The organism is Blautia sp. 1033sp1_1033st1_G9_1033SCRN_220408, from assembly GCF_040929965.1.
Classification (GTDB): domain Bacteria; phylum Bacillota; class Clostridia; order Lachnospirales; family Lachnospiraceae; genus Blautia_A; species Blautia_A ammoniilytica.
On sequence record NZ_JBFKZO010000031.1, the window covers coordinates 1 to 24,289 of the forward strand.

29 protein-coding genes are annotated in these 24,289 nt (G+C 40.0%); 2 read left to right on the forward strand and 27 right to left on the reverse strand.

Annotated elements, in window-relative coordinates; all coding sequences use genetic code 11:
• Positions 1–126: 126 nt before the first annotated feature.
• The 26 genes from AB5916_RS16075 to AB5916_RS16200 form a co-directional block, all read right to left on the reverse strand.
• Positions 127–273, reverse strand: a complete 147-nt coding sequence (locus AB5916_RS16075; RefSeq protein WP_368191789.1) for a hypothetical protein — start codon at positions 271–273, stop codon at positions 127–129.
• Between the two features lie 5 nt (positions 274–278).
• Positions 279–461, reverse strand: a complete 183-nt coding sequence (locus AB5916_RS16080) for a hypothetical protein (protein ID WP_368191791.1) — start codon at positions 459–461, stop codon at positions 279–281.
• A gap of 74 nt (positions 462–535) precedes the next feature.
• A complete protein-coding gene (locus AB5916_RS16085) occupies positions 536–1,294 on the reverse strand; it encodes a hypothetical protein (protein WP_368191793.1) in 759 nt (252 codons plus the stop codon).
• 143 nt (positions 1,295–1,437) lie between these two features.
• Positions 1,438–1,755 (reverse strand): hypothetical protein, encoded by a 318-nt coding sequence (locus AB5916_RS16090; protein WP_368191795.1) that lies wholly within the window; start codon positions 1,753–1,755, stop codon positions 1,438–1,440.
• Positions 1,756–1,900: 145 nt separating this feature from the next.
• Complete coding sequence (locus tag AB5916_RS16095; protein WP_368191797.1) at positions 1,901–2,119, reverse strand: hypothetical protein; 219 nt, start codon at positions 2,117–2,119, stop codon at positions 1,901–1,903.
• A gap of 201 nt (positions 2,120–2,320) precedes the next feature.
• The gene (locus tag AB5916_RS16100; RefSeq protein ID WP_368191799.1) at positions 2,321–2,470 is read right to left on the reverse strand and encodes a hypothetical protein; all 150 of its coding nucleotides are present in this window, start codon (positions 2,468–2,470) and stop codon (positions 2,321–2,323) included.
• A 31-nt stretch (positions 2,471–2,501) separates the two neighbouring features.
• Entirely contained in the window at positions 2,502–3,881 is a 1,380-nt protein-coding gene (locus AB5916_RS16105) for a PhoH family protein (RefSeq protein ID WP_368191801.1), read from the reverse strand.
• A gap of 190 nt (positions 3,882–4,071) precedes the next feature.
• A complete protein-coding gene (locus tag AB5916_RS16110) occupies positions 4,072–4,833 on the reverse strand; it encodes a hypothetical protein (RefSeq protein WP_368191802.1) in 762 nt (253 codons plus the stop codon).
• Positions 4,834–4,850: 17 nt separating this feature from the next.
• Positions 4,851–5,606, reverse strand: coding sequence for an RNA-guided endonuclease IscB (iscB, locus tag AB5916_RS16115; protein WP_368191804.1), 756 nt, complete (start codon positions 5,604–5,606; stop codon positions 4,851–4,853).
• A gap of 356 nt (positions 5,607–5,962) precedes the next feature.
• Positions 5,963–6,700 (reverse strand): CHC2 zinc finger domain-containing protein, encoded by a 738-nt coding sequence (locus AB5916_RS16120; RefSeq protein WP_368191806.1) that lies wholly within the window; start codon positions 6,698–6,700, stop codon positions 5,963–5,965.
• 15 nt (positions 6,701–6,715) lie between these two features.
• A complete protein-coding gene (locus tag AB5916_RS16125; protein WP_368191808.1) occupies positions 6,716–7,072 on the reverse strand; it encodes a hypothetical protein in 357 nt (118 codons plus the stop codon).
• A gap of 98 nt (positions 7,073–7,170) precedes the next feature.
• Positions 7,171–7,431 carry a hypothetical protein gene (locus AB5916_RS16130; protein WP_368191810.1) on the reverse strand — a complete coding sequence of 87 codons (261 nt, stop codon included), beginning with the start codon at positions 7,429–7,431 and terminating at the stop codon, positions 7,171–7,173.
• A 12-nt stretch (positions 7,432–7,443) separates the two neighbouring features.
• A complete protein-coding gene (locus AB5916_RS16135) occupies positions 7,444–7,767 on the reverse strand; it encodes a hypothetical protein (RefSeq protein ID WP_368191812.1) in 324 nt (107 codons plus the stop codon).
• Positions 7,768–7,794: 27 nt separating this feature from the next.
• Complete coding sequence (locus AB5916_RS16140) at positions 7,795–8,328, reverse strand: hypothetical protein (RefSeq protein ID WP_368191814.1); 534 nt, start codon at positions 8,326–8,328, stop codon at positions 7,795–7,797.
• Positions 8,329–8,349: 21 nt separating this feature from the next.
• Entirely contained in the window at positions 8,350–8,571 is a 222-nt protein-coding gene (locus AB5916_RS16145) for a hypothetical protein (protein WP_368191816.1), read from the reverse strand.
• Between the two features lie 18 nt (positions 8,572–8,589).
• A complete protein-coding gene (locus AB5916_RS16150; RefSeq protein WP_368191818.1) occupies positions 8,590–9,378 on the reverse strand; it encodes a hypothetical protein in 789 nt (262 codons plus the stop codon).
• 34 nt (positions 9,379–9,412) lie between these two features.
• Entirely contained in the window at positions 9,413–10,000 is a 588-nt protein-coding gene (locus AB5916_RS16155) for a hypothetical protein (RefSeq protein ID WP_368191819.1), read from the reverse strand.
• Positions 10,001–10,014: 14 nt separating this feature from the next.
• Positions 10,015–10,452 (reverse strand): hypothetical protein, encoded by a 438-nt coding sequence (locus AB5916_RS16160; protein ID WP_368191821.1) that lies wholly within the window; start codon positions 10,450–10,452, stop codon positions 10,015–10,017.
• Positions 10,453–10,879: 427 nt separating this feature from the next.
• Positions 10,880–13,399, reverse strand: coding sequence for a hypothetical protein (locus AB5916_RS16165; protein WP_368191823.1), 2,520 nt, complete (start codon positions 13,397–13,399; stop codon positions 10,880–10,882).
• Positions 13,400–15,619, reverse strand: a complete 2,220-nt coding sequence (locus AB5916_RS16170) for a hypothetical protein (RefSeq protein ID WP_368191825.1) — start codon at positions 15,617–15,619, stop codon at positions 13,400–13,402.
• Positions 15,620–15,717: 98 nt separating this feature from the next.
• Positions 15,718–17,094 (reverse strand): hypothetical protein, encoded by a 1,377-nt coding sequence (locus AB5916_RS16175; protein ID WP_368191827.1) that lies wholly within the window; start codon positions 17,092–17,094, stop codon positions 15,718–15,720.
• 63 nt (positions 17,095–17,157) lie between these two features.
• The gene (locus AB5916_RS16180; protein ID WP_368191829.1) at positions 17,158–17,835 is read right to left on the reverse strand and encodes a single-stranded DNA-binding protein; all 678 of its coding nucleotides are present in this window, start codon (positions 17,833–17,835) and stop codon (positions 17,158–17,160) included.
• A gap of 162 nt (positions 17,836–17,997) precedes the next feature.
• Positions 17,998–19,104 carry an FKBP-type peptidyl-prolyl cis-trans isomerase gene (locus AB5916_RS16185; RefSeq protein ID WP_368191831.1) on the reverse strand — a complete coding sequence of 369 codons (1,107 nt, stop codon included), beginning with the start codon at positions 19,102–19,104 and terminating at the stop codon, positions 17,998–18,000.
• A gap of 116 nt (positions 19,105–19,220) precedes the next feature.
• Positions 19,221–19,913 carry a hypothetical protein gene (locus AB5916_RS16190; RefSeq protein ID WP_368191833.1) on the reverse strand — a complete coding sequence of 231 codons (693 nt, stop codon included), beginning with the start codon at positions 19,911–19,913 and terminating at the stop codon, positions 19,221–19,223.
• Complete coding sequence (locus tag AB5916_RS16195; protein WP_368191835.1) at positions 19,910–20,596, reverse strand: RRXRR domain-containing protein; 687 nt, start codon at positions 20,594–20,596, stop codon at positions 19,910–19,912. The genes AB5916_RS16190 and AB5916_RS16195 overlap by 4 nt, the downstream gene beginning before the upstream one ends.
• A complete protein-coding gene (locus tag AB5916_RS16200) occupies positions 20,586–21,032 on the reverse strand; it encodes a hypothetical protein (protein WP_368191837.1) in 447 nt (148 codons plus the stop codon). The genes AB5916_RS16195 and AB5916_RS16200 overlap by 11 nt, the downstream gene beginning before the upstream one ends.
• A 373-nt stretch (positions 21,033–21,405) precedes the next feature.
• On the opposite strand from AB5916_RS16200, the gene AB5916_RS16205 reads away from it, so the two are divergent.
• Positions 21,406–21,735 (forward strand): multiprotein-bridging factor 1 family protein, encoded by a 330-nt coding sequence (locus AB5916_RS16205; protein ID WP_368191839.1) that lies wholly within the window; start codon positions 21,406–21,408, stop codon positions 21,733–21,735.
• Between the two features lie 110 nt (positions 21,736–21,845).
• On the opposite strand, the gene AB5916_RS16210 is transcribed toward AB5916_RS16205, so the two are convergent.
• Complete coding sequence (locus AB5916_RS16210; RefSeq protein ID WP_368191841.1) at positions 21,846–23,009, reverse strand: RNA polymerase sigma factor; 1,164 nt, start codon at positions 23,007–23,009, stop codon at positions 21,846–21,848.
• Positions 23,010–23,368: 359 nt separating this feature from the next.
• Between AB5916_RS16210 and AB5916_RS16215 the strand changes: the two genes are divergently transcribed.
• Positions 23,369–24,217, forward strand: a complete 849-nt coding sequence (locus AB5916_RS16215) for a hypothetical protein (protein WP_368191842.1) — start codon at positions 23,369–23,371, stop codon at positions 24,215–24,217.
• Positions 24,218–24,289 lie beyond the last annotated feature (72 nt).

Genomic DNA, 24,289 nt, shown 5'->3' on the forward strand with positions numbered 1-24,289 from the left:
CAATAGCAAAACCCTGCAAAAGCAGGGCTTTGTCTACAGTCTGAGAGGCCGGAATAATCCGACCTCTTTCGCGTATTTTTCGAGTTTTTTTTGCGAGTTTTTTCGAGTGCCCACTCGCAAACTATACTATTTCTCTTCCAGAATACCATCTAGGTACCTGTCCAGTTCATCCAGGGTACAGCCAGACTTTCCTGCAGCTCGGTCTGCTTCCACCTGTTGGAGTTCTGCCTGCAACTCTCTCATTTTTCTATCTTTCTGATTTTCTTTTTCCATACTTTTTATTTCCTCGATCTTTCAGCGCGCTTCCGGAACAGCTCCTCGCCACGTTCCCACTCCTCATCTGTAATATGGGGTCTGGGTGTTGTACTCTCTGGAGCATCGGATTCCATTATGTCCAGTATTTTTTTTACTGATTCTGGATCGCTTACAATTATCGGTCTGTCAAATGTGCTCGTTGGCATATTCTCCCTTCTATGGTTTGTGTGATATTATCCATACTATTCTATGAATACAATAAAGACATAGAGTTTTTTTATTACTTTTTGAACATTTTTGTTATCGCAACAGCTATCAAAGCAGTCGTTGCAGATGCAGCACCCGTCATGATAATAGAGGCAAACAATACCCCGAACGTATACCCTTCAAATATTGTATAGAATATCCAATAACCAACACCCGCACAGACTATAGAAGTTAAAACGGTTCTTAACCAGACAGTCTTAAACGAGAACTCTTCGTTTTTTACCGAAATAACTATACTGATAATATGAGAGAGTACTAGAAGGAATAGGTAAAAAAGTTGAGAAAAGAACTGTTCCCTATCTTCTGTATCTAAAAGCTGCTCGAAAAAGGTAGGCCATGCTGCAATCACCAATCCGACTATCACGAATAAAACAAGCAAAGCAAGTCCTACGCCTAAAGCTGTCCCTAAACAACCAGAAGAACTCTCTCCAACGCCAAATCCACCATTAGCGTTGTCATCGATTTGATTTACAATCCTTCCAGCACCCAATCCATCATTAGCATTATCATTGATTTTTCCTTCGATTCTGTAAACGTAATATCCTCCACCAGATCTGTAAATATAGTTACCATCGATTCTATAAATATAATTACCATCAAAATCATATATATAATTACCATCCATTTTATAAGCGTAATATCCGCCACCAGATCTGTAAATATAATTACCATTGATTTCATAAACACAATATCCGCCACCAGATCTGTAAATATAATTACCATCAATTCTATAAACATAATCTCCATTAGCATCATATATTCTTGCTTTCATTCTAATCTCCATTCCGTCACCTTCGGATAGCGGCACAAATAGTAGTAAAAATACTTTTATTTAGAGCGTAATTATTATATCACAGGTTAGACCTGTAAAATGTATAATTTTACTTATATTTTTTATTTTTTTCGACAGCCTGTTTATTGCTCCCATTCCACTGTACAAAACAGCCGATTCCGTCTCCTGCTTCTCCTTGTTAAAAATACGTGGATAACAAGTGTATTCGCGATCTCCATGCAGTATACCCCTGGGAGTGTGCTATTCAAGTATTCCTGCACCAGACGCTCTGACAATTTCTGTCTGTCCCAAACAGGCCACTGGTTCAGCACAATATCGATGTCCTCCGTCACTTCCCGAATTGCGCCCTCCCCGTTTTCTGCCCGATACGTGCTAACTACCTCCATGCTCCCAGCATTGGCAGTGGCTGCCATCCAAGTCCCAACAATTAGTGCTGCCATAATCATTTTTTCTCTCATTCATATATCCTCTCTTTCATCCTTTTAAATAAATACGGACTGACGGACAAAAAATGACAGCGTTTTACAAAAAAAATCTGTTATCGATCATATTTTTTACAATCAACAACAGATTTCCCCACTAATGTCAGTATTTATATGGACTTGCAATTTTTTTCTTTTCTGGCTTCACAATGCCATTTTTCGCTTCTTCTCTCGTAGCAAACAGGCGGTGTCGTTTAACCTGGATGCCGCCTCCAGTATCTGGGAATTTTACTAAAAATATGCCGCCAGAACACCGGATAATCTTTACTTCCCGGATAATTCGGTTAGATTCCACGATATATGCCGTATCTCCAACTCTCATCCTGATTATACCTCCTGTCAAGATTTCGAATATGTGTTCTATTATTATAACATGTTCCTGAAATTATTCCAACAAAAAACGGACCTCGTAATGAGATCCGTCAGACTGTAGACAAAACCCTGCAAAAGCAGGGCTTTGTCTACAGTCTGACGCCCCGGAATCTCCGGGGCGTTTCAGCTGACAGTGATGGTTTTCGATTTCTTAAATAGGGCTGATTTTGTATAAGCAATCATGGTTAATATGTTCTGCGCTTCTGCCAGCTTTACTCCCCTCCTGCGCTTTTCTATTTTCTATTTTTAATATGTCATATTTTTTCAGTACCGGCTGATTCTTATAAGAAATCTTATCCAAAAGAAAAGGCCGGAATTCTCCGGCTTTTTTCTTATAATAATCTTGACGCTTCCATAGCAAGTTTACTTCTGGTGCATTCCTCGTTTTCCAGAGTTACTAATGCCGATAAAACGCTATCTTTAAATTTGTCTGCCGCATAGGAAAGCCCATTGTTGTATTTATCCAAAAACCGGTTGTCAATCTGATCCGGGTCACCGGCAATAACAACCTTTGTTCCTTCCCCTGGACGTGTAAGAATCCCTTTGATCTGGTTGATCGTACAGTTCTGGGCTTCATCTACAAAGAGAAATGTATTTGCCAGGGAACGTCCACGCATAAAGGAAAGCGATTCTGCCCGGATAATATCTTCCAAAAACAGATTTTCTACATAAGACGGAAGCTCGATACCTTCCTTTGCTTTTTCCTCATCCGGGATATGGTCCGCGAGAAGCTCCAGGTTATCCAGGCAAGGGCGGATCAAAGGATTCATCTTTTCTGCTTCTGTGCCAGGCAGGGCACCGATATCGCGGTCAAACTCCACATTAGCCCTGGTATAAATGATCCTGCTGTAGATATCTTCCCGAACCGTCTTCTGCATTGCTGCGGCCAGAGTCAAAAATGTTTTTCCTGTACCTGCACAGCTTTTTACGATAACAAGCGGAACCTCCTCTACTGGGGCAAGCAGGGCATCCAAAAGCATTCTTTGTCCAACATTCCGAGGGGTAACTCCATAAGGTTTCAGTTCATCACGGTTAAGTGATATGATCTTTCCTTCACGGTATTTTCCAGCTTCTACGCTTCCATCCGGATGGATAAACTGGATAAATTCGTTTTCATATAAAGGTTTATCCTGCGGGATATATTTTTTATATTCGTCCTTTTCAAGAAAATTATGTGTGACATGGAGGTTTTCCAGCACCTTCTCGTTTGAATCAAGGTTGATCTTTCTTCTTCCAGTATACTTCAGATCATCATCGGAAAGCCTGTCTTTTCGATAATTTTCAGAAGTAAGACCAAGTCCTTCTGCGATAAGCTGCATAGCTGTATCATTTGTGACAAGAATGACCTTTACATTATTTCCCATATTGATCTGTACGGTCAGGGCCGTCATAATAATCTCAATATCTGCAGTGACACCATCAAAATAAAAGCTATGAGTTTCTTTTATTCCTTTTTCTGCTTTTTCAATACGGATGATTCCACATTTTTCCGTAGGTACACCGTGCCAGAGATCCGCCCCGTCTTTTTTCAGGTCTTTCAGAATACGGAAAGTTTCCCTTGCATTGTACCCAATCTCTCCAACCATTGTTTTTTTCTTGTCCAATTCCTCAATGACTTTCAGTGGAATAATGATATTCCGATCCTCAAACGCCAGGATTGACTTTGGATCCAGTAAAAGAATATTTGTATCAAGAACATATATCTTATTCAAATTAGATTCCTCCTTGTTTTGTTCTACTTTTAATATGTCATTTTTGGAAAATTAAGGCAAAAAAAGACACACCCGAAGGTTGTGCCTTGTAATATGAGTTATAATTTTTCCAGATATCCATAAATTCAGCGCAGGGTACCCCGGCCATTTACCTGAAATGCCCAGGGCGGAATGCGCCCGCCTTTCGTTTTTATGCAGGCCGGTAAGATATCCAGCCAGTGTTATAGTTTCTTGTCAGGATGCTGCACTTTTTCAGTGATGCGGATTTCCTGCCGTTGGATGCAGGACTGGTAAACTCCACATTCACAGATTTGGTGCGCCCACCCTTTTTATTCTTCCTGTAACTGGTATGTGTCCCGTGGACTGTCATGCGCTCCCCGTTATATAAGACAACGCTTCCAGGCCGGAGCTTGTTCCCATCCCTGCGGATGGAAACACGGCCTTTGGAAAGCTTATGTCCCCGGTACTTACGGAGGTTCTCGCTGTCCTTTTTGTGGTTCCGGCTTATCCGTCCGCAGGGCAGCTCGTTCCCCTTCTTTTCCTCTCCGTCACGGATATCCAGATACACAGCATCGTAAAACTTCTGCAGGATCCGGTCGTGGCGTCTGGTCTTTTTCCAGTAGCTGGTGTCCGTCCGCTTCATCGGATGGAACCGTCCCATGGAGTAAGCGTCATTCACATGGCTTTTGGAAAGCCCGAGCTTCTGGCGCTTCCGTTTTGTGGTCACTTCGTAGGCAATGGTAACCTTTACTCCGGATGCGGCTTCCTTTAATTCCTCCAGCATGGACCAACGTATCGTGGTCATGTAGGACGCATCCTTTAGAGACGGGAATTCCGGTTTCCTCCCGTACAGGATGCCGTACTTCCCGTGGTTCGCAGGGGTATGGCACTGCTCACAGGCAGTGGCAAGGTTCGCCGGGCGGTTGGTCCGGTCCCCCTTCCAGTAGCCCACATGGTGGACATGGAGCTTTACCCGTCCTTTATGGTACGTCTGCAGAACTGGCAGGTGTGGTTATCCCGCAGGAACACGGCGGCACGCAGGGTATCGGTGCCGTACTGCTCCCCTTTCTGGTAATCCGTCCCTTCCGGGAGGGGCTTCCCGGAAATGACCGCCTTTAATACCTGGGAATCAAATTTCCCCATTTCAAAAACGGCATGGGTAACCGGGACCACCCTGCAGAACTCCCGGAACAGCCGAACCTGGATTTCCAATTTATGCCGGATGCTTGGTGCGAACCATTTTTTATGTCCGCCCGCCGGGTTCTTCGCCCGGTTGTCAAACCGCGGTTTCCGGTACCTTTTACAGTTCCGGCGTGTCCGGCGGTTCTCTTTCCGGTCATTGTGGTGTTCCGGTTCCATGGCCGGGAGATCCCGCTGCTCACTTAATAATTCCTTCGCCTCCGTACACACGCTGATCCCTACGTGCTGGGAACCGGTGTCAGACTTATACTCTATTTCCTGTACCTCCCCGTCTTCCCGCTCCAGAAGCTGGATGGTGAAATACGGGCGGTACCGGTATATCACGGCACGGCCTTTTTTTAAAAGCTTCCGTGCCCGGCAGGCACTGGTCGGCATCAATGGCTTTCCAGTGCGGGTTATTACAGCTACCATAAAAAATCCTTTCTGGCTTACGCCTTTCCGTCCGGCATCCGCATACGGATATGCGGCGGCAGCCCTTACCTCTGCCTGTGCCCTGCGATTTCTTTCGTTAGAAGTGTTTTCCATCCCTGATGTTACAGCCGGGTTTGACGGCAGGCACACTTCCCCTTACCCATACGGGGATGTTTAATACCTGCCCGCAGAGCCCGGGACGTAAAAAAAATCCCGGGGTGCCTGTATATTCCGGCGTAACGTAGCCGTTACCCTGCAGTATCCTGACAAGGACTTACAGAGCCGGCTTGAGGTAATCAACCAGGCCTGCTGTACTACTGACAACTAATTGTCTTTCATACTCACAAGCCCCGGCCATTCCGTCAGGATATGACCGTGGGTAATTGACCCAGATGTAATTCCGGATTGTATTCGTAGACCAGTCTTTTGTTATTTGAAGTTCCCAATCATAGACCATATAAGCCTCCTCATTAATAATGAATTTTATTGATTTTCTTCATGATAAATTTGCATTTTTCAATCTGGCTCAGACAATATTCTTTTGAATCTTTCTTAAATCCAGCATCAAAAGCAGCTGTCTTTCCATATTCTGTAGAGACATCATCCAGGTCTTTTAAAATCCCAAGATAATACTTTTCCGTATCTTTACACTTTGCTGTCGCGATACCTTTGGCAGTTTTAGGATCATTTTCAATCAGATCGAAGAAAGAATTGGAACGCTCTTTCTTATAAATCCCGAAGTTATCCAGACCGTCACGGTCCATGTAACAGTCTTTTGGAAGATCTTCATCCTTGTCCTCTGAAAGGTTGATATAAAACCTTACATACTTGATGGAAGGGGAATTTAATCCAATGAAAGAAAGATCTTTTACAGAAAGTACCGGATATTTTCTTTTTTCCGGCTTATCATATTCTGGAAGTGTACGTCCAAGGATCGTTGTCCATAAAAATTCCAATGCCGGGACAAACTCCAGGTTTTCGTTCATCATGACCATGTCAATGGCACTTGCTTTCCTTCCACAAGCAAAGCAGTAAACATATCCACGGTCTGTTAAAGTACAGTTTCCTAGATGTCGGTCATTGTGCCCAGGAAACGGACACAGCATCTTTTTACGGATTACCCTTATATTGTAATAAGATAAGACCTGTTCCATTTCAGAATAACCGATCTGACGTTTCATCTCATTAAGAGCATCTAACTTGTTCAAGAAAACACATCCTTCCTATCTTGCAAACGTAGCTGCAAGTTCTTTTGCATATTCTTCCGTAAGCGGTTTCTCAAGAGAAATTTCGTATGTACTGTGATACCAGATAGAGCATTTATCTCCCGGATTCAGAACTTCTATTGGGTCCATACTTACAGAAAGGTGACAGGAATGTTTTTTCAGTGCCTTTTTATAGGAATCCATATTTTCCGCATCATCAACGAGAAACATACAGCCATCATATTCCTCATAAATATATGAAGGATATGCTTTTCGTGAAAACCTTTCGGCAACATAACTACTGCTGATGTAAAGATGTCCATCATCATAGCAGATTCCTGTTGGAGTCCAGACTCTATAACCTTTTCGATCCATCTCAACTTTTAAAACATAGGGAAGAGAATCATAGAAAACCCGTTCGAATTCCTTACGGGTTATGACTCCGAGGCCTTTTCGAACTTTTCCTGTTGCTATTAATATGTCATTCCAGCAATCCTCCAATTTTTTTCGTAATCTCTCTGTAATATTTTTAATTTTTTCTGAAACTTTTCACGTTTCTTATATGAAGTAAGGGCTTCATTAAAAGCATCTCTTACCTCTTTCGGAACATTTCTTGCCACTTTCTGTTTTTCAGAGCTGGTAAAAATTTCTCCGTTTTCATCAATATAACGTCCGTTTCCAATGCTTACAGCCAGATAAGACTGATTATTTTTCTGAATCCTTACGATTGCCATAATAATTTCCTCCTATTTGTTTTTGAACTCTAAGTCATTTTCTCTGATCTTATGCAAGCCTTTCTCATGGTTTCGGCACCATACATCCACTCCTCCGAGAGAACCTTTAGAGATAATGTATTCTGCTCTTGTATCCAATTCTGTTGGATCATCTTTTTCTACCTGAGGCAGGGACAAGCCCTTGTATATAGCAACAAGGGCCGGTCCGTAAGATGCTTTTGCAGAGATCATCCCTGCCGTATAAACATTCCGGAGGTGATCATTTTCGATATATTCCGGATTTTGTAAACCAGAAGGGATTTTGGATGTAATGTACAATATCTTTGCAATCCACATGATTTCCTCATTTCTGCCATTTGGCGATCAAACGGTGTCCATAACCCGGATATCCTCAGGGTCATAACCCAGTTTTTCCGCAACCTTTTCCCGAAGATTTTCAGAGTCAAGTTTTTCTACGTTATAGAATCCCATCAGAGTTCCACAAGCATAGATTTTCTTGATATCTTCTCCATGGATACGCTCACAGTTATCATCCAGATCAACGTTGCCGCTGAAATATTCACAGTAGCCTTCTTCGCTTCCACAGTCAGTCATACAGCTGTAACAATCGTTACAAGTCGCTCTTGGAAGTTCTTCGTCTTCGGAATCCTCATCCTCATCCGCATGATCTTCAAGATACTCATCATAAGCTAGTTCCACGCAGCGGTACTCGGTTTCGCCTTTACCCATACTGTAGCGGTCATAAGCCCATTCTGCATATCCCTGTGATTCATCTTCCGGAACGTCAAAATCATTTTCCAGGGTACTTTTCATCCAGTTCGTGACAAATTCCGTATTCGCATCAGAAAGCTCCTGAGCTGTTAATTCATATTTCTTTCCATCTCTTACGATAAACATAAAAATTTCTCCTTATGACAATCATTCGATTACTTCGTGACATTTACCCATATCAACAGTAATTTCATCCCATTTTTCCTGTGAATACCAGAAGGCGCAGCACAGGCATCCAGGATGTGTATCTGGATATTTGCTTCTGAATTTCTCAAAGGCTTCTTCCTCATTTACTGCCTTAACAATCAGATAACCTCGATAATATGGAAAAATCGGATCTGAACCAAAAGTAAAATAAAAGTTTTTCATGCGAAATCCCCCTAAATCTTAGCCACAATATGCAATATGATGCTCATTGAAAAGTTTTCTGATATCGATATCAAATTCTGAAATCTCATCCTCTGCAATAAGAGGCTCATCAGAAAATTCCAGTAACAGAGTGGAATTATGTCCATCATACTGGCAGGCAAACCAGCCAGATTTGTGTTCTCCATTTATTTCAATATCATCGAAATAATCCATTTCCAGTTCGTCGCTGCTACTAATATATACTTGAGCATCATCCATGTCTTTTACCAGTTTTTGTATTCTCTGCTCTTTGGCAACCTGTTCGGCGAGGCAATATTTAGAATAGAACTGGAAAAGATATTCATCCGGCATCTGATCTGAAATTTCATCCAGCAATTTCTCAATAGAATCTTTTTCCAGATTTTTATCAAGTTCCGTGCCAATGAAATCTTCCAGGGCCTCTGTCCCGTTCATGAAAAGTTCCCGTTTCAGGATCTTCCATTTCTCGTTTGAGAAATGAAGGTCTTCCTCTGTAGCCAGCTGTTCGTCGAAATTAACGGTATATTGTGCCACATCAGAAGTATCTTTTTCGAATCCATAAGGACGCAGGAACCTGTTCGGAACCGCTGAGAAGAAATCTCCCCAGTTGAAATTTTTGCAATTATGCTGATATTCCAAAAGTCCGGTATCTGTATTGATAAAGGCAGCAGCCGCTTCCTTAATCTTTTCAACCAGATCAATAGACTCGTCATATACAGTGAATACAAAAACGGATATACAGCAATCTAATCCATCCTGTGAAGTTGCAGTAATAATTTCTTTTCTCATAAAAAGTTCCTCCTAAAAAATAAACCTTCTGGAATTACAGACGGTTAGAAACGTATTCTTTGATTACACACCATTTTGCGCCTTCGCATGTCTTTGTACGCATCAGAACGCTGTGATTTTCCTCCTTAGTTTTGGCTTCATAATATTTAGCCGCTTCCTGTAAGTCTGAAGTTTCTGAAACAGAACAGGAAGAATCAAAGGAGTTGTGGAGTACCTCTATACGGTATCTCGGATATCCGTCTTCTTCAACCTGCTCGATGTCATAGCTTATATCCAGGCTGGGAAAAGCCTTATAAAGCCCTTCCGCAACCTGATCCTGTGCTTTCTGATAAGCACTATCCGGATCAGCAGCCATAATGGATATCGTACCCTTACATTTCTGGTCATTGATGGAAACCTCAAAGAGATATTCCGCCAACGGACGGTCATCTTCAAGGAGCCCCCAGTTAACCAGGGTCTCATTCAGCTTCTGTCTCATATGGTCGTAATCGTTACCATAGATATTGGCATCTCCATTTGGATTAAAGATATTAATGTTCTTTTCGCAAAGAAAATCTTCAAAAACATCAATCACCTGTCCTAACAGCTCGCTTCTATCCTCTTTATTTACCAGATTCTTCATATAAATTTCCTCCCTTAATTTCTTCCCAGTAATTCTGTGATGCTTCTGGAATACTGCTCATCCATCCAGTGCCAGATATCTTCGATAGCTGTTCCTTTTGGAAAGATAAACCAGTTCGTATCCAGAGCATTCCCATCCATGAGAGGCAGTGCCTTCATACATTTCCAGAGATCCTTGATGATATCATCTGTGGACATATAGCTCTTAACCATCTCACCTTTAGCGTTGAATATGACCGCATATACAGCCGCATTGTCTTTCGCAGGAATAAGTTTCATAAGAGCCCACTGGATACAGTCATCAACAGACCGCCAGAAGGATTCTCCGGATGTTGTTGTAACAATCGCACCATCACCGACATGCTGATATCTGTGTACATATACATGGTACGTGTTGCTTCCAGAATATACAGGGTTGAACGCATGGTTCATTTTCTGGCCAAAAAATTTCATAAAATTTCCTCCTAAGATAATATTTTTCCTTTTTAATAAAAAATTTCTAACCCATATTCTTTTGACCTCCTATATTCAATAAAATTGATTTCACTATTAATATGTATTTCCAGAAATAGCGCAAGAAAAAAAGGCTGCCGAAACAGCCTTAAACAAATCATGAAGCACTTTAACTCACAGTCGGTATTTTAAAGAGTCTGACAAGTCGGCCTGATACCGACAGTGCTTAACCTCGTGTCAACGGGGATACCGATTACTCTCCGCACACCGCTGTCGTTAAGTTTCTTCTGCAATTCCTCCCGCTACCTACGCTTCGCTTAGAGGTAGGGGATTCCCTGCTTTTCTGCAAATCGTCCTCCTTTCCAAAAACGATTACATAACCAATATGTAACATTTTTAGAAATACGGACGATTTTTATAAGAAAAGTTATCCTTGGTAAAAAATACCTGACACGTAATAACCACCTTTCTGACAGTCACCGCCAAGGGAATCCAGGTACTGATCTCCATTCTTGCTTTCCGAAACATAGATACTGGACTGTTTTTTGAAAAAGCCGTTTTTAATGGCAATCTCATCATAGTCATTTGCCAGTATCAACTCAGCACCAAGAAGGTCGGCCTTTTTCTTAGCCAGCTCATACAAGTTGCGGTAGATCATGGAAGCTTTTGGACCTGAAAATCCATTTTTATAACATTTTTCCAGGAATACTACCAGTTTTTCATCAGAATCCTCTTCAGCACTTCTTGCAACATCTGCAAACTGTAAAGCCGAAACCTCTTTCTTTTTCTTATCAGAATATTTTGTCAGACGCATAATTGCCCGGCCGATGATCATTCCATTTTCAGACACATAAATGATTTTTTTGTTTGCATCAAACGTAGAAAGAAGGCATTCATTATATGCCCCATCTTTATAATGCATGCAGGTACGCGCCGGTTTTACTCCAATATTCATGCAGCTTGCGAAATCTGAATATTCTGCTGTTTTAATCTTGCCATCCATCAGTTCCAGATTCTGTCTCCAGGATTCTTCCTGTTCAGCGGATACCGGATAAGAGATTTCTTTCTGGAAATCCATATATTTCACTTCATCCAGCAGGCCATAAACCGCAGCCTTTGCAATGAGTAGAACATTTTCTGCCTGTTTTTCATTGCCAGACTGATTATTTTTATAATAATCATGTGTAATAGAGGCATTTCCTTCCAGACAGAATTTTCGGAAATTATCCATATGTTCTTCCGGCACCTCAATGTTTTCCAACAACCATTTACTGTCTGTATCCAGGTGGATAAATTCTTTTTTGAACTCATCCAGTCCCAACTTGAACAGTTCAGGTTTCTGGTTTCGGATGATCATCATAACATCAAAGCCCGTTTTGGCAGCATCTGCAAGAGCTGTGATCCTTGGATCTTTCTTTTCCAGTACCATAAGCTGGAACATCGCTTCTTTAGAATCGTCTGTAATATTCCTTCTACGGCAATACTCTTCAAAAGATTCTTCAGAAAGAGCTGCTGATGCGGATTCATAAAGATCGCATGATAAAGCAATATCGATCCCATGGAACAGCTGTCTGATACGGCGGAGTTTTTCATCCACGCGTAGATCCGGATTAAGACCCACGTAAACGCCACGGATCCAATCTTTCTGTTTGCAGAGGGTGATAATCTCCTGGAAGGTATAAGTTCCATTCAGATAACGGTAATTCATGGTATTTTTCGTATACAGATATCCAACCTCATCATTCTTTTTCAACAAAGTCCGCATATCTTTTTCCTGCAGTGTATTCATATTGCAAAGGTCACGGAATCTGGGATCAAAGATCACTGATGAATATGGAATCTGAAGGAACAGGTCCAGATTTTCTTCCATAAGACGGAGGAATGATTTTTTCCGTTCTCTTATCATTTCTATGACAAAATTAAGATAGCAGTCATCTTCCGCTTTTTCCTTTATCTGTTCTACAAGTCCGGTATACCTGTTTCCCGTACACACTGCAAGGAAGCATGCGTTTGTAATAACAGAATTTTCAAGTTCCTTTTCTGTCAACGTCTGAATGTTTTTTAAATATCCAGATAAGCTTTTCAGGTCAAATTTTACGTAAGTTGCCTTACGGAAATAACGCTGAAGAATAAAATCACGTTCATCATCCGATGATACCTTTAAGGAAATTGCTTTCACTGTTTTGGAAACAGTTTCCGCTATGGAAGAATAATCTTTAATAGCAGGAAGATAAACCTCATCTGCATAATTTCCTGCACATTTATAGATATCAATTGCGCCAGCGCAGTTCAGGATATCAATAAACGTGCTGATCCTGTCAGCTTCTTTATCGCGATCAAAGTCACCAGGTATTTCGTCCAGGATATAAAACTGCTTCAGGGAATCTTCAAAACTGCTGTCTTTTTTTGTCCACGTGCACTCACTTATCACAGCGTCAACCAGCTTTTTAGAAGGTATGATCTTTTCAAGCAGGCTTCGGTGTCCTGTTGACTCCAGGTCGTAACAAAGTCGGACAAGTTTTCCGATGATTTTACCATTACTTCCCATAGCATAAGTATGAATGATTCCTTTAGAAAAGATATAATTCAGACAGGAAACTAATGTCTCCGGAACATAATCCAGGTTTTCATTTAAGAAACCATAAATCAGCGCAATTTCCTCAGATGTCAGAGATTCCCTATCCTGTGTCTGAAGGAGATTGATCGTTTTGACCATTCTTATATCGTTCAGAACGCAGGTAGAAATGAGTTTAACATCGTTTCCAATATATATATAATCATAGCCAACAACTTCCTTATTAATAACTCTCATCTGGAGTTTTTTCAGATTATGGATAGCCGCTGGTTTGGAAATTGTTTTTTTAAGGGAGTTTATTGCAATTCCCTTTTTTCCTGCAAGGTCTAAAAGTTCCAGATCCGTTACTGCCTCACTTAAATATTTATTCATTTATTTTTCCTCCTCTAGTAATTCGATATACTCAATAAGAGTATCCTTTGTCAAATAATCGTTTTCATAACATTCAACAAAGAATTTCCAGATCTTGCTGAGAGTTTTCTTATCTGCAAGATAATGCTTTTCTTTCTCCTCATCCGTTTTTGAAAGATCCTCTTCCGGGTAAAAAAGTTCCAGGAACACATCCAATGCGGCCAGTGTTTCCTTTTTGCTCCAGCACACGTATGAAGGAAGAGCTCCTGCATAAACTTTAAGGCTTTCTGTTAATGAAAGTCCTTTCATTTGTGCAAACAGAGAATCCTTTTCTTTTTTCACAGCTTCACTGAAAGCATCTTTTTCCTCTTTTTCTTCCAGTTCTTTCTTCTGCTTCTGGATCTTTTCATATTCTTCTTCAGAGAGAAAATCCCGGTCCAGAGAGTCTTTATAGCAAAACGATGCCCGGTCTTGCAGGATCTGATACCACTGTTGTGCGGTTTCTTCTCCAATAATATCCCTTGGTTCTTTGTGGGCGATAAAGCCTGCCATAAGAAAGTCCAGCTTACAGATTTCCGGGATGCGGGTACACATTTCACACGCCAGGCCAAGGAGAAGTTCCTTTTCTTCATCCGAAAACGCATCAAAATGCATTTCAAGATCTTTCCATGTGTACGCAATGTGGATCACCCAATTATTTTCTGCAAATTTTTCAAGAAATTTAGCTTCATCATCTGTGAATACCCAGTTTCTGCTCTCACAGAAATCCTGTAAAAACTCAAGCTGGAATTCATGTTCCATATTTTCCAGATATTTGGCACAAGCCCCTCTATTTTCCTGATAAAAAGCATTCAGGTCAAGAAAAGACGACTCAAATAAAGAATCCAGGCCCTTTCTTGAAAAATATCCAGGATGCTGATAAATGAAAGTATGCACATCTGTTTGGAATATTTCTTTTATAATATCTGCTTTTTCTGAGACAACGTTCTGTTCCATGCATTCACTGAGAATTTCAGCATAAAGCTGAAGATTTCTGGATGCTTTGCTTTCATAATATGGGATTTTTGACGGGTACAGATAAGAAACTAGTCCTTTCACCCACTCCAGATCATCCGTAGAAAGAACCGAAAGTTTATGGTTTTTGCATAAATGCTTCCATAAATGTATCCGGTTTACCCTGTTGTATCCATCACAACGAAGACCCTCCATGCTGATCGGCATGGTCAGAAAATCAAACAGGAGATATGAATTCTGAACATTTGGAATTTCCCCACTGAAGGAGTCAAGTAAGAATTCTCTTGGCATGGTTTCGCCATCAATCTTCTGCGGCATCCTTTCAGTCAAAAATCTTCTGATATCATCAGGAAACGGAATCTCTTTATCCTGAAGGAATAACGCCTGAAACCATTTTCTTTTCAGTCTCCACCATTTTATAGGAGAAGATGAAGCCACTGGTTTTAAGCTTGACAGATGCCAAATCCCAAAGTTAAGGTCCAGGATATCCATATCTGAAAATCCCATTTTTTTCAGAACTTTCTCATATTTCTTTTTTAGAGGTTCATCATAAAGATATTGAAATGCCAGGATCTTTTCACCAAGTTCCTTTCCATAGAATTCCAGTAAATCCTTGTCTTTATACTGGAAACTACTGCAGATATCATTCATGGAAAGAATAACATCGATGAAAAGCTCCTTATTTCCAATCACATCAAATCTTGGTAATTTTGGAATGCAGTTTTCCAAAATCCCTTCTGCGATTGCGTTTTTTGCATTACCTTCCGTAGTATCCATGTAACGGGACCTGCCTGACATAAGTTCAATGAGGAAACTGAACGATTCTTCCAGGGGAATTTCCTTTGAAAGATCAATAACAGATGTGATCTCATCTTCTGACAGAACAGGCTTATTTTCATTTTTGCTAAATGAAAGTACCTGGAACAGCAGCATGATACTTTTCTCTTTTAGGGCTTTTTCTCGGGCACGAACAAGGAAATCTTCCAGCTGGGTCCCTACAAAAGTAGCAGCATTCTCATAGTCCTTAACTATCCGCAAACCAGCCATAACAGAGATGTAATCAGAAACGGAAGTATATCCTTTTTCTTCCATTCTTTCCAGTAATACTCCAGGATAACGGAATTCATTTTTGATTTCCATGTAGTCCCGATAATTGCATTCCTTACCGGATGTAACTTTTGCCAGTCCGATTATTCCTTCATAAAGTTTTGTTAATTCTTGCTTCATTTTGTTTTCCTCCATTTATCTAAAATTTTAGTTTCATCTTTAATATGTATTTCTGAAAAAATTGCAATAAAAAAGGCCGCCGAAGCGACCATAATGAATCATGAATTATTGTTTGAGGTAGCAAGTAGTTGAGTATACGCTATTAGCGTATCATTTGCCATAAAATTATGTTCATAACACTCAACTAAAAATTTTAAAATTTTACATAAAGTTCTTTTATCTGCTGAAAGTCTTTTTCTAGGATAAAAACGGGTTTCAAAAATTCTCAATGCTTCATATGCTTCTTCGGGATAATAAGAAACAGAAGGCAATGACTCAGCATAGATTTTTAGACTTTCGTCTACAGAAAGGCTATCCATTTTTATGAGCAAAGACATCCTTATCTTTTTTAGAGATTCAGACACTTCATTCTGTTTCATTTCTGTCAAAAAATTAAACATAAGATCTGAATTTTGAGAATTAATGATGTTTCCGCTAAAAGATTTCAACAGAAATTCCTGTGGAGTAGTTTCTCCATCGATTTTATGAGGCATTTTTTCATCAAGCAGTCTTCTGATGTCATCAGGAAATGAAATTTCTTTTTCCTGAAGAAATAATGCCTGAAACCATTTTCTTTTCAACCTCCACCATTTTATCGGAGATGAAATAAATAAAAAACTCTGAGTTCGCGATAAATACCAAATCCCTAAATTAAGGTTTAAGATATCCATGTTTGAAAATCCCATTTTCACGAGAGTCTTCTCATATGTTTTTTTTATGGGTTCCTCGTAGACATCGTTAAATGCAAAGATTTTCTTCCCAAGGTCTTCGCCATACAGATTTCGTATTTTGTTTTCATCATAAAACAAATTACGGCAAATGCGGCTCATTGAAACAATAGCATTAATAAATACCTCTTTTTTTTCAATTACATCTAACTTTGGAAGTACAGACATCCTGTATTCGAGGATTGTTTTTGATAAAATTAATTTCAGATCATCAGGTTGTGCATCCATATAACAAGAATTTTCATTCATTAGTTCTTCAAGAAACTCAAATGATTCTTCTAGCGGAACTTTTTTCGACAAACCAATGACAATTGATATTTCATCATCAGATAATTCCTTAACAGTTTTATCATTTGTAAACGAGAGTGTCTGGAATAGTAACATAATACTCTTTTCTTTTAAGGATTTTTTTCGGGCCCTATTAAGAAACTCTTCCAGTTGATTTCCTACAAAAGTTAAATCGTTTTCATATTTACGAACGATTCTTAACCCTGCCATAACTGATATATAATCAAAAACAGAAGTATATCCATACTTTTCCATTTTATCCAGTAGTTCTCCCGGATAGTGAAAATCGTTTTTGATCTCCATATAATCTTGATGATCACATTCTTCGCCGGCAGTTACTTTTGCGAGTCCGATTATGCCTTCATACAGTTTTGTAAATTTCATTTTTTTCCTCCCTTTTTCTGTATTTTTATTTGCCATGATTAATATGTGTTTTCAGAAAAAGTTCAGTAAAAAAAGGCCGCCGAAGCGACCTTGTGATTTTTAATTAAATGGAAGTTCTTCTTCAATTCCGTCCGGAATATTCATGAACCCTTCTCCAAAAATTGGATCCTGATGGTATCCGGGACCAGATGTTCCGGTACTGTTACTGTGTCTGGTATTCGGAGTAAATCCTCCGTTCTGTGCTCCAGTAGAAGGTGTCAGAGCAGGTGCAGGCGGCATTGGTCCAGGTGCAGACGGAACTGACTGATTCTGATAAGCCCTTGGATCACTGTAGGTTCCAGACTGTCCATTTCCCTGCTGGTTTGTATTTCTCTGTGCAGAATTTCCATAATTACCCTGATTCCGGTAATTCTGCTGTCCATTATAAGCAGGGGTGCTGGAATATCCCTGAGAAGCATTTCTTCTCTCGCAAAAATCATGCTCGTCAACAACAACATCTGTTGTATACACTTTGTTACCATCACGGTTTGTGTAACTTCCAGTCTGGATATGGCCACGGATAGTGATCTTTGTGCCCTGTTTCAGATATTTTTCTGCAAATTCAGCTCTTCCTTGAAAAGCTACGCAGGAAATAAAATCTGTTCCCTGCTCCCCATCCTGCCTTTTTGGGCGGTCTACTGCAAGTGTATATCTTGCTACGGCAAATGGATTTGCTCCCTGAGTATAGCGGATGTCTGGGTCTCTGGTAAGTCTTCCTTGTAAAATTGTTACGTTCATACTTAGTTCTCCTTTTCTCATCTACTTGGGTTATTTGCTGTGTAACACTTATACAATGAATTGTATATTAATAATATGTCATTTTTCAGAAAAGATAGCTGATTTTTATAAGTCATTTTTCAGAAAAGATAGCTGATTTTTATAAGAAATTTTTCCCAAAAGTCATTCTGCTTTCTGCGCGATATATGCGCATACTTTTTCCCTTAACGCAGCATGTGCCAGCTGTCTTTCAGAAAGATTTTCTGCGATATCCTCTTCATCCTTGAAAGCATTCCACTCTATCAGTTCATCTTTTAATGCTTTTATATCAGCTCCGGTAACTGTGATTCCTTCCTTCTGTGCCACATAAAGGATAAGAAGGTTTGTTTTAGAATTCGTTGACTGCTCATAAGCGATAGTCTTTCCTTCGGCTTCATATTGGTTAACCAGTTCCACTGGTTCCACGCCCTTTTCTTCAGCCTCTTTGCGGATTGTTTCAATGTCAATATCGCCTTCTTTTTCCTGTTCTGGAACTCCTTTAAATTCGAAGGTATCTGCCACCTGCCCAAGGGTTTCTTCAAAGATTGTAAGGCTGTTTTCTATTTCTTTTTCTTTTTGAAGTACCTGCTTGATATAAGCTTCATATTCAGAAACGGTTTTATATTTTCCGCCTGTCAGTTTATTTATAACATCATCTGTTATATCAGGAAGTGTCCGCACAGATTTGACCGTCACTGTATATTCAGCTTCTTTCCCAGCAGCATCAGAAAACTTCGAATCATCTGGCATAGTGACTTTAAAAGTAATCTTCTCCCCAATGTTCTTTCCTATGATCTGAGCTTCAACTTCCTTGCAATAATCTCCGCTTCCAATCCTGATATTTATATCTGTTCCTGTACTGTTTTGAAAAGTTTTACCGTCCACTGTTCCTGTAAAGTCCATATTCACAAGGTCAAACTGCTCTACCGTTCCCTCTTTTTTCTCATTCCACATAGCATGTGTCTTTAGACGGTTTTCAATATCATTCTGTATATCCTCATTTGTAACAGCTTCCGGTTCTGTTTTTACTACTGTAACATTTGAATAGTCACCAACTGAGACATAGTCTTCTGCATTATAACCAAAATCAAAATTTTCGTCATCTGCTGTTTTCGTGGTAAATTGAACAGTACCATTTCTAGAAATAATCATTTTTGCATCTGATTGATCTATAGATGCTGTATCCATAACTGCTTTTGTTTCCTTTGAACTTTCTTTTTCACAGCCTCTCCAAAAACATCCAACAATCATTATGGAACAAAGTATTATTATTGTCTTTTTCATTAACTACCTCTTTCTAAAAAGCGTTCGGAGACCCGTGACTTCAGTCGTGGGAGGAGGACGCTATTTCCAGTATAAGGACTGGATTATGAAACAAACACCAGTCCCGTGTTTTGTGTTACAATCTTACATTCTTTTGTAGGAAAGTCCTTACTTCCCATTCCGACTGCCTGAAGGTAAGCTCCTTTACAGTGCTGTCCCCTCATGACGTGCCGTACTCCTTTATACAGGAATACCGCACCCGGCATCATCCGGTCTGGATTGTTGTATCTTCTCCTGCTCTTTGTTACTTTGAGCCCGCTCTGCATACGGTCTGCTGTCTGCTTCCCGTATGCGTCTACCTGTTTGTGGTACCAGTCCTCCAGGGAGTCCGTTTCCTGTCCGATGCGTTTCTTCCGGTTCTTTGCGACCGTTTTACCGTCCAGCTTATAGACCCTTTCAGCCTGGGCCTTTATCAGGCTCTGGTCCTGCCGGCGGAACTGCCGGATGAGATGGACTTCTGTAAAATCGGGTACCCTTTCCGGTATCCAGTTTAATGCCAAGGCTCCGATACACCAGGCATCCACTTCGTGGAGCTGGTCTTTCTTTGTCTTGTGGTAACCGATGGAACAGCGTACTAGGGAAGTCTCCCTGCCGGTACAGTAATGGACGTGTTCCTTTCCGAACTCCGCCTCCAGCTTCTGGCAGATGAACGGGATAGCCTGGTTCAGGACGTTCAAAGCCCCGTACTTCTTATCCAGTCCTTCTTTCTTATCCTTCAGCCATTTTGCGAACTTCACATCCTTATGTACCCGGTCATGACAGGCAGTACATAACCCTGCGATGTTTTCTCGAGGGTGTTGGAACCATTTCTTGACCGTGGGACGATATGGTGGTACTGGGTGATCTCATGTTTGCACATGAGACACTTTCCATCCTGCAAGTCGTAAACGGCTGCATCCCGGTCATCGTATCCATTCAGAGGACCGTTCTGGAAGTCCACACCGCTTACGGATGGGTCTTCCAGCTGCATAAACTTATCTGCCTTATACAGCGGCAGCTTCCGCATCTCCATGCCTGCTTTGATCATCGTCCCGTACTTCTTCGCCAGCCTCTGCCTTGCCTTTCGCTCCCCGTTCCGGGAAGCCCGGCGGCACTGGCGGCGCTTCTCTATCAGCTTTGCGATCTCCTTATTCCTGGTCTCCACGACTGCGGATAACAGGAGGTTTCCTTTCAGGTCAAGGACTGCAAGACCGATATTGGTACGTCCCGGATCCTCTGCCAGGGTCACCGGCTGGAGGACGGGATCATTGTCATAAAGTAACTGTATCGTAAAAGGGACATGTTCGGCTATGCGTGCTTTTCCGGTATCCAGAAGCTTCTGGACATGTATCCTTCTTGTAGTAGGCATCTGCGGTTTCCCGTCCATGACTAAAACGTAAATATATTCCGGCATCCGATGCCTCCTTTCGTTAAGTGTCATGCAGTATCACGGGGAATACGGTACTCCCCGCATCGGTAGTAAGCCTGTGCATGACGGTATAACAGTCTTCCAAGACTTGGTGACCGGTAACTGCATAGAAAAGCCTCCTTTCTGAATGATCTTTCATACTTAATATGTCAGATAGAAAGGAGGCTGGCTGATTTTTATATATGGAAGGTAACGCGCTGAAAGAAAATGCAATATCAGAATACTGGGGTTCAAACCGGGACGATGGGTTTCCCATAGTCAGGTTTGAACCCGCCTCAAAAGCCTTATTCTCTGCGGTTTTTTCTATGGCGTAATGCGTAACTTGTTTATCAGTTACGCATATTGAATGGTTTGGTGGTTCAATAACGGATGAGTTTTCAAATCTGTATAAAACACCAAATTGATAACAACGAGTTCCTTTTTCCTGCCGATAAGCAGAAAAGTCCATCCTGGAGGATCCATCCTGTCGTTTGCACTGACGCTTAGAGGCGAGGGATGAATCCGCTCCAGGATAAAATTTTATAATTCAAAAAAAGACACATTAGGTATATGATTTAAGTCTTCACAAGCAAAGTCTTGTGATATATAATTTAACAAGTGAACATTTCTTATAAAAACCGTTCTCCTTTCTAAAAATATTGCATATTAGTGATGTAATCGCTTTAGAAAGGAAGACGGTTTGTAAAAAGCAAGAAATCCCCTGCCTCTAAACGAAGCGTAGGTAGTGGGTTGAAACAAGAAAAAAGTTCTAATAAAAGAAAGGAGAATGTGCTTTGTGCCCCGGACAATTAAGAAAAGACCAGGGGACCCGCGCTTACATTATGAATACATTCGGCGAAACTTTGACAAAAATAAGAAAAGCACAAGAAATGACACAAGCAACATTAGCTAAAAAAATGACAGAATGTGGATTTTCCACATCAGCGAATATGGTAAGCAAATGGGAAATAAATTATGCTGTACCCAGTGTATTGCAATTTTTTACACTGTGTAAAATTTTGAAAATAGATGACATTAATGCTGCCTTTGATGTGACCGCAAATTCAGATAATCCGTATTCCACATTAAATGAAAAAGGACGAGCAAGAGTCAAAGAATATATTCAACTATTAAGTAAAGATAAACAGTTTTCTTCAGTTATTGACAACTGACTGTTCTGCATGGCTGAAGCCGGCAACAAATTTGATTATTCCGTCAATTACCCACCCCTATGCATTACGCAGAGGTGGTGGGTAACAGGAAAAGGAATATATTGGAATGTTCAGAAGCAAAACGCCATTTGCCCCATAGGATCAGAAGCATCTATAACATATAGTGAGGAAGATTTATTAATTTTTCCTACACACTCCATGAGTTCAGTCATCTGCTGCTCAATATCTTTCTTTGGTACAAACGCATTAACGGAATATCGAGACATATGAATAGTTGCTTCAGAATAATAATCAGAAAAAGCTTCATAAAGATGATGATTTCTTTTGAGATATTGAAGTGCTTTCTGATATTTCGTCTTGACTTTCCCAACTGATATGTTAAGGCAGTTTGCAATTTCTACATTTGTATGATTTTCGCAATGCATAACTATAATCTCTCGGTATTCTTCTGGCAGTTCTGAAACTGCCTTATAAAGACTCTCATCTCTTTCTTTTTGTGAATATAGTGCTTCAGGAGAAGTTTCATATTCACAAGCTCTGTCACTTCCTTCATCAGCATCCAAATACTTGAATTTAGTTCTTTCGATATAATCTAATTCCCGCTTAATAATTTCAGGCTTCAAATCTGTCATAATTGATATTTTTTCAATCGATGGTTCAAATCCCTCACTTTTGATATCGTTAATAGCCTGATTAATCTTTCTTTGGATATTGTTATAGTGAACCGTAGAACATTTATGGAAGTTCAACTGGCTGGAAATTTCGTGACGTACAAAATTTGTACAATATGTATTAAATTTGTACTCGGTTTTATAATTACGCATAGCCTTCAAAAGCCCAATGCATCCACATTGAAAAAGCTCGTCTCCGTATTTTGTAGCATAAGAAGGATAATAGTTATGGATGATTTTACGGACATACATGCCATATCCTTCAACAATAAGCTCTTTAGATTTTTTTATCCAAAACTCATCTTCACTATTATACATTTTCATTATTATATCCATGGGAAATGGAACTAATTTAGTTTTCATTGCATTTCTGAATGTATCAAGAATATCTTTACATTTATCCTGAGTCAATTCGTTGTAAGTATCGAGTTCTTTTTTCATGGCTTTTACGTCTTCTTGCACATTTTCAGATTTAATATATTTTTTTATAAGGGCCGCAACTTTTTCGGAATATTTCTTAATTTCGTTCTGTGCGTATAAACGAAGATCTACATCATTAGTTCTCATAAGCATGATAAGATTAAAAAGTCTTGTATTTTCCATATTCATTTCCTCCCTCTATATACTCTTTTAATATGTAATTATTTTACATCTTTATGTAATATAAGGCAATGCAAATTGTAATAATTTCAAAAATTTGGCATTTAGCACAAAAAACAAAACTTAATATCATCTTAAATGTGAATATTTTGTGTAATTTGCTAACATGTCATATCATTCTAATTTTTTGTAGCTGATTATCATGGCCACGGATCATACCCTCGTCTCTAAGCTTTAGCGTAGGCGGTGGGTATGTTCACTATAAGATAATGTTATTCATATTTTCTCATCTCTATTATGTTCGTATTTTTTGCTATTGTTCTTCCTAAAACACATATTAAAAAGAAAAAGGAGAAATGATCATGCCAAGAACTATCTTAAAGGGATATCTGGTCGAGGAAACCACAAACCTTGCTGATATTGAAATGATCTTATACGAAATGAGGGATATTGTTGAGAAAAGAGCTTCCATTGCCTATGCAGACCTGGTACGCTGGCAGGTAGAACGGATTGTTGATGAAATTGCCATAAACCAGTTCAAGAGACCAGAAGACTCTTCCATTTTGGATATCGCAGCAGGTGAAGTACGCCGCCGTATGATTTATTCGGATAAACGTATGCAGTGCACAGAGTTTAATATTTCTATTGGGATTCAAATCCTCGTTGGAAAATACGAAGGTAAACCAGCTATTTATTTTAAAGTTCTTTGTCCAAACGATATTTATTCCAAATTTCTGAAAAAGATCCCGGAACTGGTACCGCTTGATATCAATGAAGATGATCTGAAAGTAAAAAAAGGGGCTAAGAAAGAGTTTTGGGACAGCATCGAAGGAAAATATCAGACAGATATTCCTATTATCGCTTCCCTTCTCAATTACGATGCCATTTCCATCAACCCGGAGGAATTCAAATTCCGTTCTCCTTCCGAGCGCGCAGCGGATCTTGCAAAAGAGAAAATCCTGAACCAGCTGCTTTCTTCTTACGCCTGTGAGCAGGAAGTCGCCCCAAATAAACTGATGGAATATACGCTTCAGAGTATCAACCGTTTAAATTACAGTGATATTAAAGATTTACTGGAATGTGAAAAACAGAATCTGGAATCTTTCCTTCCTGAGATTGATTTGGAGTTGATCACAAAGATTGGAAGTCTTCCGTCTCAAAAAGAAGCACCGGATACTACAGAAGAAAATAAGGAAGATATTTCAGAATAAGAAAAAGGACAGCTTGATTGCTGTCCTTACAGACTGTAGACAAAGCCCTGCTTTTGCAGGGTTTTGCTATTA

Bases quoted from the DNA above. Each gene is read 5' to 3' on its own strand.
- AB5916_RS16145 (WP_368191816.1), bottom strand. From the start codon at position 8,571: ATGAAAAACTTTTATTTTACTTTTGGTTCAGATCCGATTTTTCCATAT.
- AB5916_RS16210 (WP_368191841.1), bottom strand. From the start codon at position 23,009: ATGGAAAATACAAGACTTTTTAATCTTATCATGCTTATGAGAACTAAT.
- AB5916_RS16135 (WP_368191812.1), bottom strand. From the start codon at position 7,767: ATGTGGATTGCAAAGATATTGTACATTACATCCAAAATCCCTTCTGGT.
- AB5916_RS16205 (WP_368191839.1), top strand. From the start codon at position 21,406: ATGAATACATTCGGCGAAACTTTGACAAAAATAAGAAAAGCACAAGAA.
- AB5916_RS16140 (WP_368191814.1), bottom strand. From the start codon at position 8,328: ATGTTTATCGTAAGAGATGGAAAGAAATATGAATTAACAGCTCAGGAG.
- AB5916_RS16080 (WP_368191791.1), bottom strand. From the start codon at position 461: ATGCCAACGAGCACATTTGACAGACCGATAATTGTAAGCGATCCAGAA.
- AB5916_RS16200 (WP_368191837.1), bottom strand. From the start codon at position 21,032: ATGGACTTTTCTGCTTATCGGCAGGAAAAAGGAACTCGTTGTTATCAA.
- iscB (WP_368191804.1), bottom strand. From the start codon at position 5,606: ATGGAAAACACTTCTAACGAAAGAAATCGCAGGGCACAGGCAGAGGTA.
- AB5916_RS16165 (WP_368191823.1), bottom strand. From the start codon at position 13,399: ATGAATAAATATTTAAGTGAGGCAGTAACGGATCTGGAACTTTTAGAC.
- AB5916_RS16215 (WP_368191842.1), top strand. From the start codon at position 23,369: ATGCCAAGAACTATCTTAAAGGGATATCTGGTCGAGGAAACCACAAAC.
- AB5916_RS16180 (WP_368191829.1), bottom strand. From the start codon at position 17,835: ATGAACGTAACAATTTTACAAGGAAGACTTACCAGAGACCCAGACATC.
- AB5916_RS16155 (WP_368191819.1), bottom strand. From the start codon at position 10,000: ATGAAGAATCTGGTAAATAAAGAGGATAGAAGCGAGCTGTTAGGACAG.
- AB5916_RS16175 (WP_368191827.1), bottom strand. From the start codon at position 17,094: ATGGCAAATAAAAATACAGAAAAAGGGAGGAAAAAAATGAAATTTACA.
- AB5916_RS16160 (WP_368191821.1), bottom strand. From the start codon at position 10,452: ATGAAATTTTTTGGCCAGAAAATGAACCATGCGTTCAACCCTGTATAT.
- AB5916_RS16185 (WP_368191831.1), bottom strand. From the start codon at position 19,104: ATGATTGTTGGATGTTTTTGGAGAGGCTGTGAAAAAGAAAGTTCAAAG.
- AB5916_RS16095 (WP_368191797.1), bottom strand. From the start codon at position 2,119: ATGAGAGTTGGAGATACGGCATATATCGTGGAATCTAACCGAATTATC.
- AB5916_RS16195 (WP_368191835.1), bottom strand. From the start codon at position 20,596: ATGACACTTAACGAAAGGAGGCATCGGATGCCGGAATATATTTACGTT.
- AB5916_RS16125 (WP_368191808.1), bottom strand. From the start codon at position 7,072: ATGGATCGAAAAGGTTATAGAGTCTGGACTCCAACAGGAATCTGCTAT.
- AB5916_RS16085 (WP_368191793.1), bottom strand. From the start codon at position 1,294: ATGAAAGCAAGAATATATGATGCTAATGGAGATTATGTTTATAGAATT.
- AB5916_RS16150 (WP_368191818.1), bottom strand. From the start codon at position 9,378: ATGAGAAAAGAAATTATTACTGCAACTTCACAGGATGGATTAGATTGC.
- AB5916_RS16090 (WP_368191795.1), bottom strand. From the start codon at position 1,755: ATGGCAGCACTAATTGTTGGGACTTGGATGGCAGCCACTGCCAATGCT.
- AB5916_RS16130 (WP_368191810.1), bottom strand. From the start codon at position 7,431: ATGGCAATCGTAAGGATTCAGAAAAATAATCAGTCTTATCTGGCTGTA.
- AB5916_RS16075 (WP_368191789.1), bottom strand. From the start codon at position 273: ATGGAAAAAGAAAATCAGAAAGATAGAAAAATGAGAGAGTTGCAGGCA.
- AB5916_RS16170 (WP_368191825.1), bottom strand. From the start codon at position 15,619: ATGAAGCAAGAATTAACAAAACTTTATGAAGGAATAATCGGACTGGCA.